Below are 16,139 nucleotides of genomic sequence, written 5' to 3' on the forward strand. Positions count from 1 at the left end.
AACCGACCCCCACATCACGCATCCAGGCCCCCGCACCCGACGCCCCACCGCGCCGGACACGGGGGCCTGACGCATGCCCCGAACGGTCAGGTCCGGTGGCTCCCGGGACCGGAGGGAAGCACGGCGGAAACGACACGGAAGGATCAAGGAGTCGCAGCAGATCGGTGTCTCCTGCGCCCGCATCACCAGGCTGCTTGACTCTCCCACGAAGGGAGAGTCGAGGGTGGTGCACATGCACAGGGAAGACGCGTCGCGGCCCACGTGGAGCATCGGGGCCGTGGCACGGCAGACCGGACTGACCGTGAAGGTGGTCCGGCACTGGTCGGACGCGGGCATCGCCGCACCGGCCGGACGGACCACCGGCGGCTACCGCCGCTACGACACCGACGGCATCGCCCGACTGCAGATGGCCCGGACGCTGCGGGACCTCGGGCTCGGACTCGGTGAGATCAGGGCCGCTCTGGACCGGGAGAGCGGGCTCGCGGACGTGGCCGCCGCGCACGTGGAGGCGCTGGAGGCGCAGATCCGCCGGCTGCGGACCCACCAAGCCGTCCTGCGCAACGTCACCCGTCACACCACCCGGGAAGGCCTCGCTCTGATGACTCGCACCGCCCACATGTCCCCCGAAGAGCGACGCAGCCTCATCCACGGCTTCCTCACCGACACCCTGGGCGACCTCGACGTGCCCACTTCCGTGAGGGGCTGCTCGACGCGGGAGCGGACCTTCCCGAGGAGCCCACCGACGAGCAGGTCGAGGCATGGCTGGAACTGGGCGAGCTCGTCGCCGGCAGGGAGCTGCGGCCCGCCATGCGGCGCATGGCCCGGTACACCGCCCGCCAGGGGCAGGGAGCGCAGGCCACCGATCCCGCGGCGGCAGCCGAGATGCGCGCACTCACCGACCTGTGGACCACCCGCGCCCGCGAGGCGATGCAGGCCGGCGTCGCAGCGGACTCCCCGGCCGCCGACGCGGTCGTCGCCGATGTGGTCGCCGGCTGGCTGCCGAGCGGCGCCAACAACAACGCCGCCGTGACCTCCGACGGCCCCGATGCCCGCTCCCTCCTGCACGAGCAACTCACCGCCGCCGCCGAACCGGCGGTCGAGCGCTTCTGGCAGCTGCTGTGCATCCTCGGCGGTCAGCCCGCACCCGCCTCGATCGCCGCAGAAGGACAGTGGCTGACCACCGCCCTGCGCGCCAACCCCGCGCCCGGCACACGCGATTCGCGCCTCGAGGCCCTCTACGCGCAAGACTCCGACCCTTGGCCTGGCGGCGTCCTGGACGCGTTCGCACGTGTCCGGGACACCGTCGGCGCACTCGTGCGCGCGACGACGCCGGAGCAGTTCAGCCTGCCGACCCCGTGCGAAGACTGGACCGTACGGGATCTGCTCGACCACCTGGTGTGGGAGAACATCATCTGGGGTGGCCTGGCACAGGGCGCCCCACCCGCCGACGGCCATACGGAGGACCATCTGGGCGCCGACCATGTCGCCGCCTTCGAAACGGCCTCCGCGACCGCTCGCGCGGCGTTCCGTCAGCCGGGCATGCTGGACCGCTCCTTCGGCCCTGCCCCCGGCCGCCGCGTGGCCGAGCAACTCCTGATCGAGCTGCTGGTGCACGGCTGGGACCTCGCCGCCGCGCTCGGCGGTGACCGTGACCTGGAGTCCGACATCGCGCGCGCCGCCCTTCCGGTCGTTCAGGAGGTGTACGGCGAACTGCCCCGCACCGTCGGCGGCTCCTTCGCCCCCGCCGTGCCCGTCCCACGGAATGCCCCGGCCCTGGACCGCGTGGCCGCGTTCCTCGGCCGCCGTATCCCGCACTGACCGGGGCGCGCCGCTCGGCGCTGCTCCACCTTGGGCACAGACCGTCCGGGCAGGTATGTCCGGACGCACCGGCCGCGCCCCTGACGGACGCCGTGCGGCGCCGCCGACCTGTCTACGTCACCAGGAGGACTTCCTGACTCCCGGCAGGAACCCGGCGTGTGCCTGCTCGCGCATCCTTACCCGTGAGAGTCCGAACCGGCGCAGGTGACCGCGCGGGCGGCCGTCCACACTGTCCCGGTTGCGCACCCGGGTCGCACTGGCGTCGCGCGGCTGGCGCCTCAACTCGTCCACGGCGGCGGCACGTTCGGCATCCGTAGTGGTGCGGCGGCGGATGATGTCCTTGAGTTCGGCCCGGCGGGCAGCGTACCGGGCGACGGTTTCCTTGCGCTTCTCGTTCTGCGCGATCTTGCTCTTCTTCGCCATCAGACCTTCCCTCCCCGGGAGCGGATGCGAGCGACGGCGGCCTCGATGCCGATCACGTCGACGGTCTTGATCGCCCGCGCGCTGAGTGTGAGCCGGACGTGGCGGCCCTCGCTCGGCAGCCAGTAGCGCTTGCGCTGGATGTTGGGGTCGAAGCGGCGCGGGGTGCGCCGGTGCGAGTGCGAGACGGTCCGGCCGAATCCTGGTTGTGCGCCGGTGAGTTGGCAGTGGGCGGACATGGTGGCCCCTCCTGATCGTGATGGCATCTCCGGTTCCCTGGATCGCCTTATTGGTAATGGGAACCATTTCCAATATAGTAGCGGCATGGCTCGCAACGAACTACGCCCGGTCATCAAGCTCCGCTCCACCGCCGGCACCGGCTTCACCTACGTCACCCGCAAGAACCGCCGGAACGATCCGAACCGCCTGGTGCTCCGCAAGTACGACCCGGTCGCCCGCCGTCACGTCGACTTCCGCGAAGAGCGCTGACGCCCCGCACCGGCCGCACGCCCCAGACCGCATCACCCACCTCGAGGACCACCATGAAGCCCGGAATCCATCCCGCCTACGGCCCCGTCGTCTTCCGCGACAAGGCCGCCGGCACCGCCTTCCTCACCCGTTCCACGCTGACCAGTGACCGTACGATCGAGTGGGAGGACGGCATCACCTATCCCGTCGTCGACGTCGAGATCTCCAGCGCAAGCCACCCCTTCTACACCGGTACCGCTCGCGTCCTCGACACTGCGGGCCGGGTCGACCGGTTCGAGCGCCGCTACGGCCGACGCGGGGTGAACTGATGGCTGAGAACGGGCAGTTGGCTGTCCTCGTCGTCGGAGGTCTGCACGCCGAGGCGCGTCGGGAGGTGGCGGACGGCCTGCTGCGTACGGTGCCGGGCAGCGTCCTGCTGCATCACGACCTCAGCACTGCCGCCGAGGGGACCGTCCGCAGGGTGGTCAAGGACTCCGCGGGGACGCTGCAGGTGGGCGAGACGCCGCTGGTGAACGACTGCGCCTGTTGTGCGCTGCGTGAGGACCTCGTCCCCGAGCTCGAGCGCCTCGCCGACGACGGGCTGACCCGCCTTGCCGTGGTGGAGCTGTGGGACTCCGTCGAACCCAAGGCGATGGCCGAAGTGATCGCCTCGCAGGGCGGCGATTCCGTCCGGCTGACCAATGTCGTCACCGCCGTCGACCCGGCCCTGGTACTGGCCTGCCTGGCGAACGGTGACGATCTGGCCGACGTGGGACTCGCGGCGGCCCCCACGGATCAGCGCACCGTCGGTGACACCTGGGCCCGACAGCTCGAGTACGCGCCCGTGCTCGCCCTTGCCGACAGCCCCGCGGCCGACGACGCGGACCGTGCGCTCCTCGGGCAGTTGCACCCCACGGCGGCCCAGGTGGCGGCCGGATCGGCGGAGCTGGCCCGGCTCGCGTTCGCCGGCTTCGACGTCGAAGCGGCCGCCGCCGCCCAGCATCCGGCGTGTGCCCTGCTTCCGCAGGACGCGGACGACGCCGGTGTGACGACGTACGTGTGGCGCAGGCGTCGCCCGTTTCACCCCGGTCGGCTCTTCGACGCGCTCGAGGACCTGTGCTGTGCGGGCGTGCGCAGCCGGGGCCGCTTCTGGCTCGCGGACCGTCCCGACACACTGTTGGCCTGGGACGCGGCCGGCGGGGCCTTGTGTGTGGAGGATTCCGGTCCGTGGCTCGCCTCGTTGCCGGACGCGGCCTGGGAGCTCGTACCGCCGATGCGCAGGGCAGCGGCCGCGCTCGACTGGGATCCGGAGTACGGCGACCGCTGTCAGCATCTGGTGTTCACCTCGCCCGGCCTCGACCGCGACGGACTCGAGCGGCTGCTCGAGGACTGCCTGCTCACCGACGCGGAGTACGCGGCCGGGCCCGAGGCGTGGCGGCGGCTGCCCGCCGCATTCGACGCGCTGCTCGACTCGGTGCCGTAGCCGGACGGCGCCTTGCTCACACCCCATCTGCCCCGGCAGGACACGTACACCGAGAGGAAACGTCAGACATGACACGCCCCCGCGATCCCCGCCGGCCGCTGCGCCCCAAGCGCAATCCGCTGGATGCCGCAGGGATCACCTACATCGACTACAAGGACACCGATCTGCTGCGGAAGTTCATCTCCGACCGGGGGAAGATCCGCAGTCGACGGGTGACACGGGTCAGTGTCCGGCAGCAGCGCCGGATCGCCGCCGCGGTCAAGAACGCGCGCGAGATGGCTCTGCTGCCGTACGCGAGCCGCTGAGGACGCGGCGGACAACGGTGGTGCGGAGGGGACGGCGAACCGGCACCCGTTCGGTTCGCCGCCCCGCGAGTGCACGGCCCTTCGGCCGCGCGGGCTGTTCCATGCAATGCCTGGTAACGCCCGGCTCGCGGTGGCACATATCGGAAGAACCCCAACGATCCCGGTGTGACCTCCGCAGGTCCGGGTAACCGGACGGGCGGATACCGAGCCCCGGACCGGCCGGCACCTCTGCCCGGCCCGGGACCGCATCGACAGTTAGGAGCCGGACATGCCTGACACGCAGCCCCTCGACGGCCGCCGCATCCTGGCGATGGTCACCAACTACGGCGTCGAGCAGGACGAACTCCTCACCCCTGTACGGCACTTGCGGAATCAGGGCGCCGAGGTCTCGGTGGCCGCCGTCACCAAGGATCCGATCGAGACCCTCGTCGGTGACCAGAACCCCGGGGAGAGCGCGGAGCCCGATCTGACGCTGGCCGAGGCGGACCCCGCCGCGTACGACCTGCTCCTTGTCCCCGGCGGCACGCTCAACGCCGACTCGCTGCGGCTGCAGGACGACGCGCTGCGCGTGGTGCGCGCCCTCACCGAGGCCGGGAAGCCGGTCGCGGCGATCTGCCACGGCCCGTGGATCCTGGTCGAGGCAGGGCTCGTGAGCGGCAGGACGCTGACGTCGTACGCCTCCCTGCGGACCGACATCGTGAACGCGGGCGGCGACTGGATCGACAAGTCGGTGGCCGTCGACGAGGGCGACGGGCGACTGTTGATCACCTCGCGCACGCCGGACGATCTGCCCGACTTCCTGCGCGAGATCGACGCCGCACTCGCCCCCGCGGGCTGACCCGTGGCCCCGGCACCGGACGGCACGCTCGCCTATCGGCGGGCGGCGGACTACATCGCCGTCGCCCTGGTCTTCCTGCGCGACAACGTGCTGCTGCGCGAGCCGTTGCGCCCCGAGCATCTCAAGCCCAGGCTGCTCGGCCACTGGGGCTCCTGCCCGGGCATCACCATGACCTACGCGGCCCTCAACGCCCTGGTCCGGGAGCGAGGGACCGACGTACTCCTGGTCACCGGGACCGGCCACGGCGCTCCCGCCAATCACGCGAACCTGTGGCTGGAGGGCACCCACGGCCACTACGACCCGGCGCTCGAGCGCACCGAGGAGGGCCTCACCGAGCTGGTCCGCCGCTACTGCGCACCGGACGGCTTCCCCAGCCACCTCTCCCCCGCGCTGCCTGGGACCCTGCACGAGGGCGGCGAGTTGGGGTACGCCCTGTCGACCGCGTTCGGTGCCGCCCTCGATGCGCCGGAGCGGCTGGTGACCTGCATCGTCGGCGACGGTGAGGCGGAGACGGGGCCGACCGCCGCCGCCTGGCACGCGGTCAAGCAGCTCGATCCGGTGACCGGGGGCGCTGTGCTGCCCGTACTGCACCTGAACGGCTACAAGATCTCCTCGCCCACGCTGTTCGCCACCATGTCGGACACCGAGCTGACCGACCTCTTCCGCGGGTACGGCTGGGACCCGGCGATCGTCGACATGATCGAGGCGCCGGACAGCGAGCGGCTCACCGAGGCCGTGCTCGACGCCCACACGGCGATCACCGGGATTCAGCGCCGTGCCAGGTCCGGGGAGAGCGTCGAGCGTCCGCGGTGGCCGATGATCGTGCTGCGCAGCCTGAAGGGGCAGGGCGCGCCGGCCGAGGTCGGCGGGCAGCGCATCGAGGGGACGTTCCACTCGCATCAGGTGCCGCTCCCCCAAGTGCACGACGATCCCGAGGAGTTCGCGGCTCTGGAGGGCTGGCTCAGGTCGTACCGGCCGGACGAGCTCTTCGACCAGGACGGGCGGCCGGTGGCGGGGGTCCTGGCGGCCTGTCCGAGCGGCGAGCGGTGTATCGGGCGCCGACCGGCGGGTGACGGCGGGCAGTTGAGGCGACCGCTCGACCTGCCGCCGGTCGAGTCGTACGCGGTCGAGCTGAAGGGCGGTCCGGGCAGCGCCACGGCCAGCCCCAACGAGGTTCTCGCGGCCTGGCTGACCGAGATCTTCCGCCGCACGGAGGCGACCCGCGATTTCCGCATCGTCTCCCCCGACGAGCTGGCCTCCAACCGCCTCGACGGCGTCCTGGAGGCGACCGGACGCGGCTACAACTGGCCCGTCGACTCCTACGCCGAGCATCTCACCCCGGACGGACGGGTGCTCGAGGTGCTGTCCGAACACAACTGCCAGGGCTGGCTGCAGGGTTACCTGCTCACCGGCCGGCACGGCATCTTCCCGACGTACGAGGCGTTCGCGTCGGTCGTCGACAGCATGCTGAACCAGTACGCGAAGTGGCTGAAGATGGCCGCCGAAGTGCCGTGGCGCTCCCCCGTCAGCAGTCTCACGTATCTGCTGACCAGTGAGGGCTGGCGGCAGGAGCACAACGGGTACAGCCACCAGGGCCCGGGATTCATCAACAACCTGCTCACCAAGCGGAGTTCGGTGACCGGCGTGTATCTGCCGCCGGACGCCAACACGTTGCTCGTCACCATGGATCACCTGCTGAGCGACACCGGCCGGATCAACGCGGTGGTGTCCGGGAAGCACCCTGCGGCTCAGTGGCTCGACCTGGACGAGGCGCGCCGGCACTGCGCGGCCGGGGCGTCCGTGTGGCGGTGGGCGTCGACCTACGACGGGGAGGATCCCGAGGTGATCCTGGCCTGCGCGGGCGGCATCCCCACCGTGGAGACGCTCGCCGCGGCCGAACTGCTCGCGCACGACGTGCCGGACGTACGGATGCGCGTGGTGAACGTGGTGGACCTGTGCACCCTCTCGCCGCCCGGGCGGCATCCGCACGGGATGCCGGACGAGGAGTTCCGGGAACTGTTCGGCGAGGACACTCCTGTGTTGTTCGACTTCCACGGCTATCCGTCGGCCGTGCACCATCTCCTGCACGGCCGTCCGTCGCCCGACCGCTTCCATGTGCGCGGCTACGTCGAGGAGGGCACGACCACGACGCCGTACGACCTGCTGGCCGACAACGGTGTGTCACGGCACGATCTGGTGATCGCCGCGCTCGGGCTGCTGCGGGGGCGCTCCGGCACCGCCGGCGATCTGGCGGCGGGCTGGGCGCGCCACCGCGACCGGCTCCGCGCGCAGTTGCGGCGTACCGGCGAGGATCCCGCCGAGATCACGGAGTGGCGCTGGGGTGGCTGAGGCCGTGGCGGCCTGCGGACGCGTGGCCGAGGCGGCGCCCGCCTGCCTGAGCGTCAGGCCCCCGCGGAGAGCGGGACGACCATCACGGGGCAGGACGCGGTGTGCAGGACCTCCGCGCTGACCGAGCCGAGGATGAGTCGCTGCAGGCCGGTCCGCCCGTGCGAGCCGACCACGAGCAGCGAGGAGCGCCGGGACGCCTCGGTGAGGAGCGTGGAGGCCCGGACGCGTTCGACGCGCAGGCCCACCTCCACATCGGGGTGGCGTTCGCGGCGTTCGACGGCCTCGGCGGTCAGGACGCGCCGCGCTCCTGCGTCCAGGGCCTCGAAGTTCGGCGCTGCCATCGCCGGGCCGGTGGGCAGTTCGCTGAGGTGGAAGTTCGCGTGCAGCAGGGTGAGGTGGGCGCCGCGCAGTTCGGCCTCCCGATAAGCCTGGTCGAGGGCCTGCCCGGCGATGTTCACGACGTCGACCCCGACGGCGACGCGGTTCGGCGCATCGGCTCGTTCGGGCTCCTCGCCCGGACGGACCACGATGACCGGGCACGCCGCGTGGGTGGCGACCTGCCAGCTCACGGAGCCGAGCGGCAGCCGCGGGAAACCTCCGCTGCCGCGGTGGCCCACCACCAGTTGGGTGACGTGGGAGGACCGGTCGATGAGTACGGCGGCCGGCTGCCCGGACACCGCCTCGGAGGACACCGCCAGATCGGGGAACTCGGTGCGGATCAGCTGGGCGAGCGGCTCCACCACGGTCGCTTCCCGTTCCACGCCTGCCCGCAGCGCCTCCTTTCCCGAGGCCTCGGGCCGTACGACATGCACCAGGTGCAGTGCGGCCGCGTGCAATGCGGCCTGCCGGGCGGCGTACCGCACGACGGACCGCTGCTCGCGGCCCTCGTCGACACCCACCAGGACGGTGCGCCCTGCACCCGCGGTGTCCTCCATCGTGACTGCTCCCCTGTTGATCGGCTGCTGCGGGACGTCCGGGCCGCGCTCGCACGCGCCCCGGCCATCGTCCTGCGGGCGGTGCGACGGCGCCACCGCGCCTGCGCCGTCCGGCCCGTCCGCGGCGCCGCGGGAGCGTCAGGCGAGCGCCGCCCTGGCCGCCACCGCGTCGGCGGGGTCCCAGCCCTCGCCGGGCACGGAGGCGAGGAGGAGTCGGGTGTAGGGGTCTGAGGGGTCGGTGAGCACGCCGCGGGTCGGTCCCTGTTCGACGGTGCGGCCGCGGCGCATCACGATCACCTCGTCGGTGATGTGCTGGACGACGGCCAGGTCGTGACTGACGAAGACGAGGGCCACGCCGGTGTCGCGGCGGATGTCGTCGAGCAGGCGCAGGATCTGGGCCTGGATGGAGACGTCGAGTGCGGCGACGGCCTCGTCGAGTACGAGGATCCGCGGGTCGACGGCGAGTGCCCGGGCGATGGCGAGCCGTTGCCGCTGTCCCCCGGAGAGCCGGCGCGGCAGAGCCTCGGCCTCGCGTGCGCCGAGGCCCACCTGATCGAGGAGCCCGGCTGCCAGCTGCTCCTGTCTGCCGTGCAGACGCAGGGCGGAGCGCAGGCACTGCGCGGCGGTCAGGCGGGGGTCGAGCGACACGTAGGGGTCCTGGAAGACCATCTGGATCTGTCGGGCGCGGGCGAGGCGTGCGGTGCGGCCGCGTGGGGTGCGGTCGGCGCGCGGGAGGCCGTCGACGGTGATGCCGCCCCGGTCGGGGCGCACCAGGCCGACCAGCATGCGGGCGACGGTCGTCTTGCCGGAACCGGATTCGCCGACGATGCCGAGGGATCCGCCTGCGGGCACCGTGAAGCCGACGCCGTCGGCCGCGGTCTGGCGCCCGCCGCCGGGCAGGGCGTAGGTCTTGGTGAGGTCGGTGACCTCGAGGAGGGCTCGGGTCACTGGCCGCTCAGCTCCTTGGGGTGCGATCGTGCGGCGCCGGGTTCGACCCGGCGGCATTCGGCGCTTCCGCCGTCGGCGAGGTGGACCGGTTCGGGCTGCCAGGTGGTGCAGGCGTCTTCGGCGTCCGCGCAGCGGGTGGCGAAGGGGCAGCCGGTGAAGGTGTCCGACAGGGACGGCGGGCGCCCGGGGATGGGCCGTACCTCGACCGCCTCGCCCAGCGTCGGGGAGCAGGCGAGCAGTCCGTGGGTGTAGGGGTGGGTGGGTGCGGTGAACAGGGCCTTGGCAGTGCGCTGTTCGACGACGCGGCCCGCGTACATGACGTAGACCCGGTCGCAGTAGGCGGCTGCCAGGTGCAGGTCGTGGGTGATGAAGAGGAGTCCTGCGCCCTGTTGTTCGCGGGTGGTGCGGAGCTGGGCGAGGATCTCGGCCTGCGTCGTGACGTCGAGGGCGCTGGTGGCTTCGTCGGCGAGCAGGAGCCGGGGGCGGGCGGCGAGGGCACCGGCGATGACGACGCGCTGGAGCATGCCGCCGGAGAGTTCGTGGGGCCGTTGGCGTACGTGGCGTTCGGGGGCGGGCAGACCGACGGTCCGCAGGAGTTCTACGGACTGGTCCTTGGTGGCACCGCGTTCGGTGAGGAAGTCGCCGATGCGGCGTACGGGGTTGAGGGCGGCCCGCGGGTCCTGGTGGATCATCGCCGCGGTGGTGGCGCGATGGCGGCGCAGTGTCTCGCCGGTGAGGGTGAGGACGTCCTGCCCCTCGACCCGGACCGCTCCGGTGGTCTCGGCGCCGGTGGGCAGGAGGCCGAGTGCGGCCTTGGCGGTGGTGGACTTGCCGGAGCCCGACTCGCCGACCAGACCGACGACTTCGCCCTCGGCGACGGTGAGGCGGACGGAGTCGAGTACCGGCCGGGCGGCGCCCGGGAGGCGGACGGTGAGGTCCTCGATGTCGAGCAGCATCGTCAGTCCTGCCTTCCGAGTCGGTCGGCGGCCCAGACTCCGACGACGTTGAACGAGACGACGACCAGGGCGATGGCGGTGCCGGGGACGAGGGCGGGCAGCAACGCCCCCTGGACGACCGCGGCCTGCCCCTCCTGGACCATCAACCCCCAGTCGGAGGAGGGTGGTTGGGCACCGAATCCGAGGTAGGACAGGGTCGCCAGGGACATCAGGGCCTCGCCGAAGAGGACGACCAGGTACCCGAGGATGGCCCGGCCGAGGTTGGGCACGATGTGCAGGGTGCAGATCCGGGCGCCGCCCATGCCCTGTACGCGGTAGGCGTCGACGTAGGGCTTGCGGGTCTCGGCGAGGGCGACCGAGCGCGTGTAGCGCGCGATGGTCGGGGTGAAGGCGAGGCCGAGGGCGAGGACCGAGGTGGTCATGCCGGCTCCGAAGACGGCGATGATCAGGACGGTGAAGAGCAGTCCGGGGAAGGCGTACATCACGTCGGTGAGGCGGGATACGACGGTGTCCACCCAGCCGCCGCGCCAGGCGGCGAGCACTCCGAGGGTCACACCGAGGACGGCGGCGACGGCGAGGAGCAGCACGGGGGCGACGAGGCTGCTGCGGGCGCCGTACAGGACGCGGGAGAGCAGGTCCTGGCCGGAGGAGTCGGTGCCGAGCAGGTGCTCGGAGCCGGTACCGACGAGCGATGCGGACAGGTCGATGGCGTCCGGGGCGTAGGGCGCGAGCAGCGGTGCGAGGACGGCCGCGACGACGACCAGGGCGAGCAGGGCCGCGGCGACGGTGACACCGACGGGGCGTCGGGCCCGTGGCAGGGACGGGTCCGGTTTCAGGGTGAGAACTGCGCTCATCGGGCCGTCGCCTCCTTCACTCTCGGGTCGAGCAGGGGGTGGACCAGGTCGACGAGGGTGGTGACCACGATGTAGCCGGTGACCATCAGCAGCAGTACGGCCTGGGCGACCGGGAAGTCGTGGGTGTTGATGGCCCCGACGAGGAGCGAGCCGATGCCGCTGATGCCGAAGGCGGTCTCGACGACGACGGTGCCGGCGAGCATGCCGGCCATGACCAGGCCGCACATGGTGACGATCGGCCCGAGGGCGTTGCGCAGCACGTGCCGGCGCACGATGTCGCGTTCGGGTACTCCGGAGGCGCGGGCGGCCTCGACGTGGTCGGAGGCGGCCGCGTCGGCCATGGCCTGGCGGGTGACGCGACTGATGACGGCGAGGGCGCCGAGGGCCAACGAGCAGGCGGGCAGGGTCAGATGATGCAGGGTGTCCATCGCGCCGTCGCCCGCTCCGGTCACCGGGAACCAGCCGAGTTGTACGCCGAAGAGCGAGACGAGAGCGATGGCGGCGACGAAGGAGGGCACCGAGGCGGCGAGCGTGGTGCCGCCCACGACTGCCGAGTCCACCCAGGTGGATCGCTTGACGGCGGCGAGGATCCCGGCGCCGACACCGAGGACGACGAACAACACGCTTGCGTAGGCGACGAGTTGGAGCGTGGTGGGCAGTCGGGCTGTGATCAGGTCGGCGACCTGGTCGCTGTACTTGAAGGAGCGGCCGAGGTCGAAGTGGACGCAGTCCCAGAGCCAGCGGCCGTATTGGACGACGAGGGGTTCGTCGAGGTGGTACTGGGCGCGGACCTGGGCGAGGCGCTCGGGGGTGAGCTTGTCGCGTCCGCCCGCCAGGAACACGGCCGGGTCGCCGGGGGCGGCGTACACGGCGGCGAAGATGACGAACGAGGCGGCGAAGAGGGTGGCGAGGAGTCCGGCGACCCTGCGTGAGATCCGTCCGGCGATGGCGTGCACGGTGGTCACCCGGCCTTCTTCTTGCCGAGGCCGGCGGCCCACGGGTAGTAGAGGTAGGCCTGGGACGAAGTCGGTCCGGTCAGTTCGGAGTCGAGGACCAGGATGGTGGGGACCTGGGCGACGGGGATCCATACGGCGGCTTCCACGAAGCGCTGCTGGATGTCGGTGGCGAGGCCGGCACGTTCGGTGTCGTCGAGGGTGCCGAGTGCCTTCTTGACCAGGCGGTCGTAGGCGGCGTCCTTGAAGCCGACCCAGTTGTTGGGAGAGGTGGACAGGCCGTTGTCGTAGAAGCCGACCGGGTCGGCCTTGGAGATGTACCAGTCGCCGACCAGCAGGTCTATGTCGCCGCGCGCCTGCTCGTCGCTGTAGAACTCCTCGAACTGCGCGGTGGGTACGGTCTTGATCTCGCCCTTGAGTCCGATGCGCTGCAGGGCGGCACGTACCGCGTTCGCGGTGACGGTGCGGCCCTGGCTGGCGTCGGTGCCGATGACGACGGGTTCGGTGGGCGCGCCCGACTCCTTGACCAGGCGCTTCGCCTCGGCGAGGTCGTCGGCGTCCGGGGAGGCGGGCGCGCCGGCGGCGAGCTTCTTCTGCGCCGCTGCGAAGGTGTCCTTCTCATACCCCCAGGCTCCTGAGCCGACGGGTGAGGCCCAGGGCTGCACGAGTCCGCCGAAGCCGGATTCGGCGATGCCTTTGCGGTCGAGCGCGAGGGAGAGGGCGTGCCGGATCCGGTCGTCCTGCATGCCGCCGCGGGCGGTCGGGATGAGGACGAGCGAGGCGGTGGAGGGGCCGTAGTACTGGCTCAGGCCCTTGTCGCCGCGCAGGGCGGCGGCGGTGTTCGGCGACTCCGCGTAGGCGCCGTCGGCGGCGCCGGTCTTGAGCGCGTTGACGAGAGCGCTGTCGGTGGCCCACTTGAAGACGACCTCGCGGGTCAGTGGCTGCTCGCCCCAGTAGGCGTCGTGGGCACGGATGGTGATCGAGTCGCCGGAGTCCCAGCGCGTCAGTTCGTACGGTCCTGAGCAGGCGTCGGGCTGGCCGGGGGTGCCGAACTCCTTCCCGGATTCGCGTACTCGAGCCTTGTTCCACACGATGCCGGCGTCGCCTGCGAGGGCCTTGAGGAAGAGGGCGTCGGGTTCCTTGAACCGGACGGTGATCTCGTGTTCGCCGGTCTTTTCCATGGCGGCGACGTTCTCGAACTCGTCGGCCTGTTCCATGTCGGGGTCGGCGTGCCGCTTCAGGGACCACAGCACGTCATCGGCGGTCATCTTCGAGCCGTCGTGGAAGGTGACGTCGTCGCGGAGGCCGAGCGTGAGGGTCTTGCCGTCGGCCGAGGCCTGCCCCTTCTCGGCGAGGTGCGGCTTCGTGCTCATGTCGGGCTGCAGCTGGTAGAGACGCTCGCAGACGTTGGTGAGGACGATTCGACCGGCGCTGGTGCCCTGGGCGTCGAGATCGAGGGAGTCCGGCTCGTCCTCGAGCAGCCAGTTCGCCTTCGCCAGTGCGTCCTCGGCGGCGGGGGTGGTGGCGGTGAGGTCGAGCTTCGCGGCGTCGGCGGGGGCCCGGTCGCCGGCGGGCCGGTCGGCGCCGCTACAGCCGGTGGCGGTGAGCAGGGCGAGAGCCGCGAGCCAGGCGACGGCGGCCGTGCGGGTGGTGGTCATCCGGCGTCTCCGTACGGGCCGTCGTAGAGGTTCCAGGGCAGGTGCTGGTAGTCACGGTCGCAGGGGGTACCGGCGGTGACGTGGTAGTCACCCGTGGTCAGGTCCACGCAGGAGGACACCAGGGTGGCCCAGTGCTTGACGGCCGGGCGGCGCGGGTCGGGGTGGGTGCACAGCGACTCGGGGTGGCCGAGGTGGTCGGACATGGCCTCCTGGATGACCTTGCGGGACTCGTCGGGTCCGGTGGCGTCGCGCAGGGCGCGCAGGCCGCGTTCGGCGCGCGGGACGCGGACCAGGGAGTCGGAGGACATCGGCCGGTAGTCGGCGGCGAGGGCCGCGGGGAGACCGGCCTGGTAGTGGTTTCCGTGCACCAGCAGATCGTCGGTCGGGTACATCCAGCCGATGCCGGCGGGCGTGGTCTCCAGGTCGACCGCGAAGCCTTCCCTGCAGGTGAGCAGGGCATTGCTCGCGATGTGGGCGCGGGTGCGGCAGAGCACGTCGAGGGCGTCGGTGATGGTGTGGGTGTCCAGGACGGCGCGGCGGACCACGGTCTGCGGCAGTCCGACGCGGTCGTCGAAGCGGCCGCCGAGGCCGTTGGCGTTGAGCGCGATGCCGGCGGAGTTGGCGCCCTGCCGTCCGATCTGGCCGGCCTCGACCTGCATGATCAGGGTGGGTCTGGGCGGCTGGACGATGCGGAGCATGACGACGGTGTCGCCGACCCCGGCCCGCCAGTCCCAGTTCTGCCCGGCCCACACGTGTCCGTCGCCACTGGCTTCGCCGAAGGCGGCGAAGGACGTGCACCCCTCGGCGGGTTCGTCCTCGGCGGCCATGTCCTTGAAGGACCGGTCATAGATCACCTCGCCGCGGGCGTTGAGGGCGAGTACGTCGAGAAGGTCGACGCCCGCGCCCTCGGCGATCCCCCGCATCTCCTCGAGGAGTTCGGGGGCGTAGTCGCGTACGGGATCGAGCCAGCGGGCGGCGCGTGCGGTGACCAGGTCCCAGGTGAGGCCCGCGGACTGGCCGAAGGCCTCCTCGTAGTAGCCGAGGGCCGCGTGCAGTTGGGTGCGGACGGCTGCGCCGTACTGGCGGCCACACTCCAGGGCCGTCCCGCTGATCTCGATGACCGGAAGGGTCCGGGGTGTCATTCTTCTCCTCGCGGCGAGAGGTTCCGGCAACCGTCCTGTAACGTCGGTTACGAGACGCTCTCCTCTTGGAATGCGTTGTTCAGGAGAGTAACGACCATCACACGAGAGTCAATACCTGTAATGGAGATTACTGAGGAGAGCGGGGCGGGCGTCGTCCGCCTCCGCACCGTGGTGCGCGAGAAGTGGGACGAGCTGTCCTCCTCCGAGCGGGCCGTGGCCCAGTACCTGGTGAGTGCACCCGCCGAGTCCCTGGTCTTCGCCTCGGCACAGGAGCTGGGCGGCGCGAGCGGCACCAGCAACGCCAGCGTGGTCCGCACCCTGCAACGCCTGGGATACGCCGGACTCCCCGCCCTCAAACGCGAGTTGGCGTCCGACTTCACCTCCGCGGTGGCCCCCGAGGTCCGGCTCAAGCAGCGCATCGCGCACGTGGGCCGGGACCTGGACGACATCTGGGAGGAGGTCTTCGACGAGGCGCAGGAGCGCATCGAGCACACCCGACGGCTCACACCCGGCGAGGCACTGCGCGACGCGGTCGCGCATCTCGCCGAGGCCGGGGAGATCCACTGCTACGGGGTCGCCGCGTCCGAACTGGCCGCGCGCCACCTCGCTTTGGCGCTCGGAAGGCTGGGCCGCAGGGCCCGCTTCGTCGGGGCGACGGGTTTCGCACTCGCGGACGACCTGCTCGCCCTGCGACAGGGCGACGCCGTGGTGATCTTCCAACCAGGCCGCGATCTCGCGGAGTTGACCGTGTTCGTCGACCGCGCCCGTGCGGTGGGCGCCCGGGTGGTCCTGGTGACCGACGAGTTGGCCGAGCCGTACGGAGACCGCGTCGACGCCGTCCTGACCGCACCGCACACCCCGACCGGCATCACCACCGAAGCGCTCACCGCACTGGTCGTCGCGGACGCGCTCCTCCTCGCCATGACCACGCTCGACGAGTCACGCGCGGTACAGACCTCGCACGAACTCACCACGCTGCGCGAGCAGTTGCTCAAGCCGAAGCGACGCTGAG

At 71.5% G+C, this 16,139-nt stretch carries 17 protein-coding genes and 1 pseudogene; 9 read left to right on the forward strand and 9 right to left on the reverse strand.

Annotated features, from left to right (window positions below):
* Window positions 1-232 precede the first annotated feature (232 nt).
* Together DSC45_RS36220 and DSC45_RS36225 are read left to right on the forward strand one after the other, a co-directional pair.
* Window positions 233-499 (forward strand): annotated as a pseudogene (locus DSC45_RS36220) (MerR family transcriptional regulator); the annotation flags it as partial.
* Between the two features lie 317 nt (window positions 500-816).
* Window positions 817-1,818, forward strand: a complete 1,002-nt coding sequence (locus DSC45_RS36225) for a TIGR03086 family metal-binding protein (protein WP_240434389.1) — start codon at window positions 817-819, stop codon at window positions 1,816-1,818.
* A 117-nt stretch (window positions 1,819-1,935) separates the two neighbouring features.
* On the opposite strand, the gene rpsN is transcribed toward DSC45_RS36225, so the two are convergent.
* A complete protein-coding gene (gene rpsN, locus DSC45_RS03135) occupies window positions 1,936-2,241 on the reverse strand; it encodes a 30S ribosomal protein S14 (RefSeq protein ID WP_119286890.1) in 306 nt (101 codons plus the stop codon).
* On the reverse strand, window positions 2,241-2,477 hold the full coding sequence (gene rpmB, locus DSC45_RS03140) for a 50S ribosomal protein L28 (RefSeq protein ID WP_119286892.1): 237 nt from the start codon (window positions 2,475-2,477) through the stop codon (window positions 2,241-2,243). Before rpmB ends, rpsN begins: the two co-directional genes overlap by 1 nt.
* A gap of 85 nt (window positions 2,478-2,562) precedes the next feature.
* Here rpmB and rpmG point away from each other — a divergent pair, with 85 nt between their 5' ends.
* From rpmG to DSC45_RS03170, 6 genes are all read left to right on the forward strand, one after another.
* Entirely contained in the window at window positions 2,563-2,727 is a 165-nt protein-coding gene (rpmG, locus tag DSC45_RS03145; RefSeq protein WP_119286894.1) for a 50S ribosomal protein L33, read from the forward strand.
* 53 nt (window positions 2,728-2,780) lie between these two features.
* Entirely contained in the window at window positions 2,781-3,035 is a 255-nt protein-coding gene (locus tag DSC45_RS03150; RefSeq protein ID WP_119286895.1) for a type B 50S ribosomal protein L31, read from the forward strand.
* Window positions 3,035-4,189: a CobW family GTP-binding protein gene (locus DSC45_RS03155; protein WP_119286897.1), complete on the forward strand. Its 1,155-nt coding sequence runs from the start codon at window positions 3,035-3,037 to the stop codon at window positions 4,187-4,189. Before DSC45_RS03150 ends, DSC45_RS03155 begins: the two co-directional genes overlap by 1 nt.
* Window positions 4,190-4,257: 68 nt before the next feature.
* The gene (gene rpsR / locus DSC45_RS03160; protein WP_119286899.1) at window positions 4,258-4,494 is read left to right on the forward strand and encodes a 30S ribosomal protein S18; all 237 of its coding nucleotides are present in this window, start codon (window positions 4,258-4,260) and stop codon (window positions 4,492-4,494) included.
* 268 nt (window positions 4,495-4,762) lie between these two features.
* Complete coding sequence (locus DSC45_RS03165; RefSeq protein WP_119286901.1) at window positions 4,763-5,332, forward strand: type 1 glutamine amidotransferase domain-containing protein; 570 nt, start codon at window positions 4,763-4,765, stop codon at window positions 5,330-5,332.
* A 3-nt stretch (window positions 5,333-5,335) separates the two neighbouring features.
* Window positions 5,336-7,681, forward strand: coding sequence for a phosphoketolase family protein (locus DSC45_RS03170; RefSeq protein ID WP_119286902.1), 2,346 nt, complete (start codon window positions 5,336-5,338; stop codon window positions 7,679-7,681).
* 53 nt (window positions 7,682-7,734) lie between these two features.
* Here the strand turns inward: DSC45_RS03170 and DSC45_RS03175 are convergent, their stop codons facing one another.
* The 7 genes from DSC45_RS03175 to DSC45_RS03205 all read right to left on the reverse strand — a co-directional run bounded on the left by DSC45_RS03175 (window position 7,735) and on the right by DSC45_RS03205 (window position 15,127).
* Window positions 7,735-8,616: a universal stress protein gene (locus DSC45_RS03175; RefSeq protein WP_119286904.1), complete on the reverse strand. Its 882-nt coding sequence runs from the start codon at window positions 8,614-8,616 to the stop codon at window positions 7,735-7,737.
* A gap of 138 nt (window positions 8,617-8,754) precedes the next feature.
* Complete coding sequence (locus tag DSC45_RS03180; RefSeq protein WP_240434408.1) at window positions 8,755-9,564, reverse strand: ABC transporter ATP-binding protein; 810 nt, start codon at window positions 9,562-9,564, stop codon at window positions 8,755-8,757.
* Complete coding sequence (locus DSC45_RS03185) at window positions 9,561-10,520, reverse strand: ABC transporter ATP-binding protein (RefSeq protein WP_119286908.1); 960 nt, start codon at window positions 10,518-10,520, stop codon at window positions 9,561-9,563. Before DSC45_RS03185 ends, DSC45_RS03180 begins: the two co-directional genes overlap by 4 nt.
* 2 nt (window positions 10,521-10,522) lie before the next feature.
* Window positions 10,523-11,374: an ABC transporter permease gene (locus DSC45_RS03190; RefSeq protein ID WP_119286910.1), complete on the reverse strand. Its 852-nt coding sequence runs from the start codon at window positions 11,372-11,374 to the stop codon at window positions 10,523-10,525.
* A complete protein-coding gene (locus DSC45_RS03195) occupies window positions 11,371-12,321 on the reverse strand; it encodes an ABC transporter permease (RefSeq protein ID WP_119287632.1) in 951 nt (316 codons plus the stop codon). The genes DSC45_RS03190 and DSC45_RS03195 overlap by 4 nt, the downstream gene beginning before the upstream one ends.
* Window positions 12,322-12,335: 14 nt before the next feature.
* The gene (locus DSC45_RS03200; protein ID WP_119286912.1) at window positions 12,336-13,985 is read right to left on the reverse strand and encodes an ABC transporter substrate-binding protein; all 1,650 of its coding nucleotides are present in this window, start codon (window positions 13,983-13,985) and stop codon (window positions 12,336-12,338) included.
* Window positions 13,982-15,127, reverse strand: coding sequence for a C45 family autoproteolytic acyltransferase/hydrolase (locus DSC45_RS03205; RefSeq protein ID WP_119286914.1), 1,146 nt, complete (start codon window positions 15,125-15,127; stop codon window positions 13,982-13,984). The genes DSC45_RS03200 and DSC45_RS03205 overlap by 4 nt, the downstream gene beginning before the upstream one ends.
* 120 nt (window positions 15,128-15,247) lie before the next feature.
* On the opposite strand from DSC45_RS03205, the gene DSC45_RS03210 reads away from it, so the two are divergent.
* Entirely contained in the window at window positions 15,248-16,138 is an 891-nt protein-coding gene (locus tag DSC45_RS03210; protein WP_119286915.1) for a MurR/RpiR family transcriptional regulator, read from the forward strand.
* Window position 16,139: the final 1 nt, after the last annotated feature.

The organism is Streptomyces sp. YIM 130001 (genome assembly GCF_003574445.1).
Classification (GTDB): domain Bacteria; phylum Actinomycetota; class Actinomycetes; order Streptomycetales; family Streptomycetaceae; genus Streptomyces.

Excerpts from the sequence above, each read along its gene's own strand:
- DSC45_RS36225 (WP_240434389.1), top strand. The coding sequence starts at position 817 with ATGGCCCGGTACACCGCCCGCCAGGGGCAGGGAGCGCAGGCCACCGAT.
- rpsN (WP_119286890.1), bottom strand. The coding sequence starts at position 2,241 with ATGGCGAAGAAGAGCAAGATCGCGCAGAACGAGAAGCGCAAGGAAACC.
- rpmB (WP_119286892.1), bottom strand. The coding sequence starts at position 2,477 with ATGTCCGCCCACTGCCAACTCACCGGCGCACAACCAGGATTCGGCCGG.
- rpmG (WP_119286894.1), top strand. The coding sequence starts at position 2,563 with ATGGCTCGCAACGAACTACGCCCGGTCATCAAGCTCCGCTCCACCGCC.
- DSC45_RS03150 (WP_119286895.1), top strand. The coding sequence starts at position 2,781 with ATGAAGCCCGGAATCCATCCCGCCTACGGCCCCGTCGTCTTCCGCGAC.
- DSC45_RS03155 (WP_119286897.1), top strand. The coding sequence starts at position 3,035 with ATGGCTGAGAACGGGCAGTTGGCTGTCCTCGTCGTCGGAGGTCTGCAC.
- rpsR (WP_119286899.1), top strand. The coding sequence starts at position 4,258 with ATGACACGCCCCCGCGATCCCCGCCGGCCGCTGCGCCCCAAGCGCAAT.
- DSC45_RS03165 (WP_119286901.1), top strand. The coding sequence starts at position 4,763 with ATGCCTGACACGCAGCCCCTCGACGGCCGCCGCATCCTGGCGATGGTC.
- DSC45_RS03175 (WP_119286904.1), bottom strand. The coding sequence starts at position 8,616 with ATGGAGGACACCGCGGGTGCAGGGCGCACCGTCCTGGTGGGTGTCGAC.
- DSC45_RS03185 (WP_119286908.1), bottom strand. The coding sequence starts at position 10,520 with ATGCTGCTCGACATCGAGGACCTCACCGTCCGCCTCCCGGGCGCCGCC.
- DSC45_RS03190 (WP_119286910.1), bottom strand. The coding sequence starts at position 11,374 with ATGAGCGCAGTTCTCACCCTGAAACCGGACCCGTCCCTGCCACGGGCC.
- DSC45_RS03200 (WP_119286912.1), bottom strand. The coding sequence starts at position 13,985 with ATGACCACCACCCGCACGGCCGCCGTCGCCTGGCTCGCGGCTCTCGCC.
- DSC45_RS03205 (WP_119286914.1), bottom strand. The coding sequence starts at position 15,127 with ATGACACCCCGGACCCTTCCGGTCATCGAGATCAGCGGGACGGCCCTG.
- DSC45_RS03210 (WP_119286915.1), top strand. The coding sequence starts at position 15,248 with ATGGAGATTACTGAGGAGAGCGGGGCGGGCGTCGTCCGCCTCCGCACC.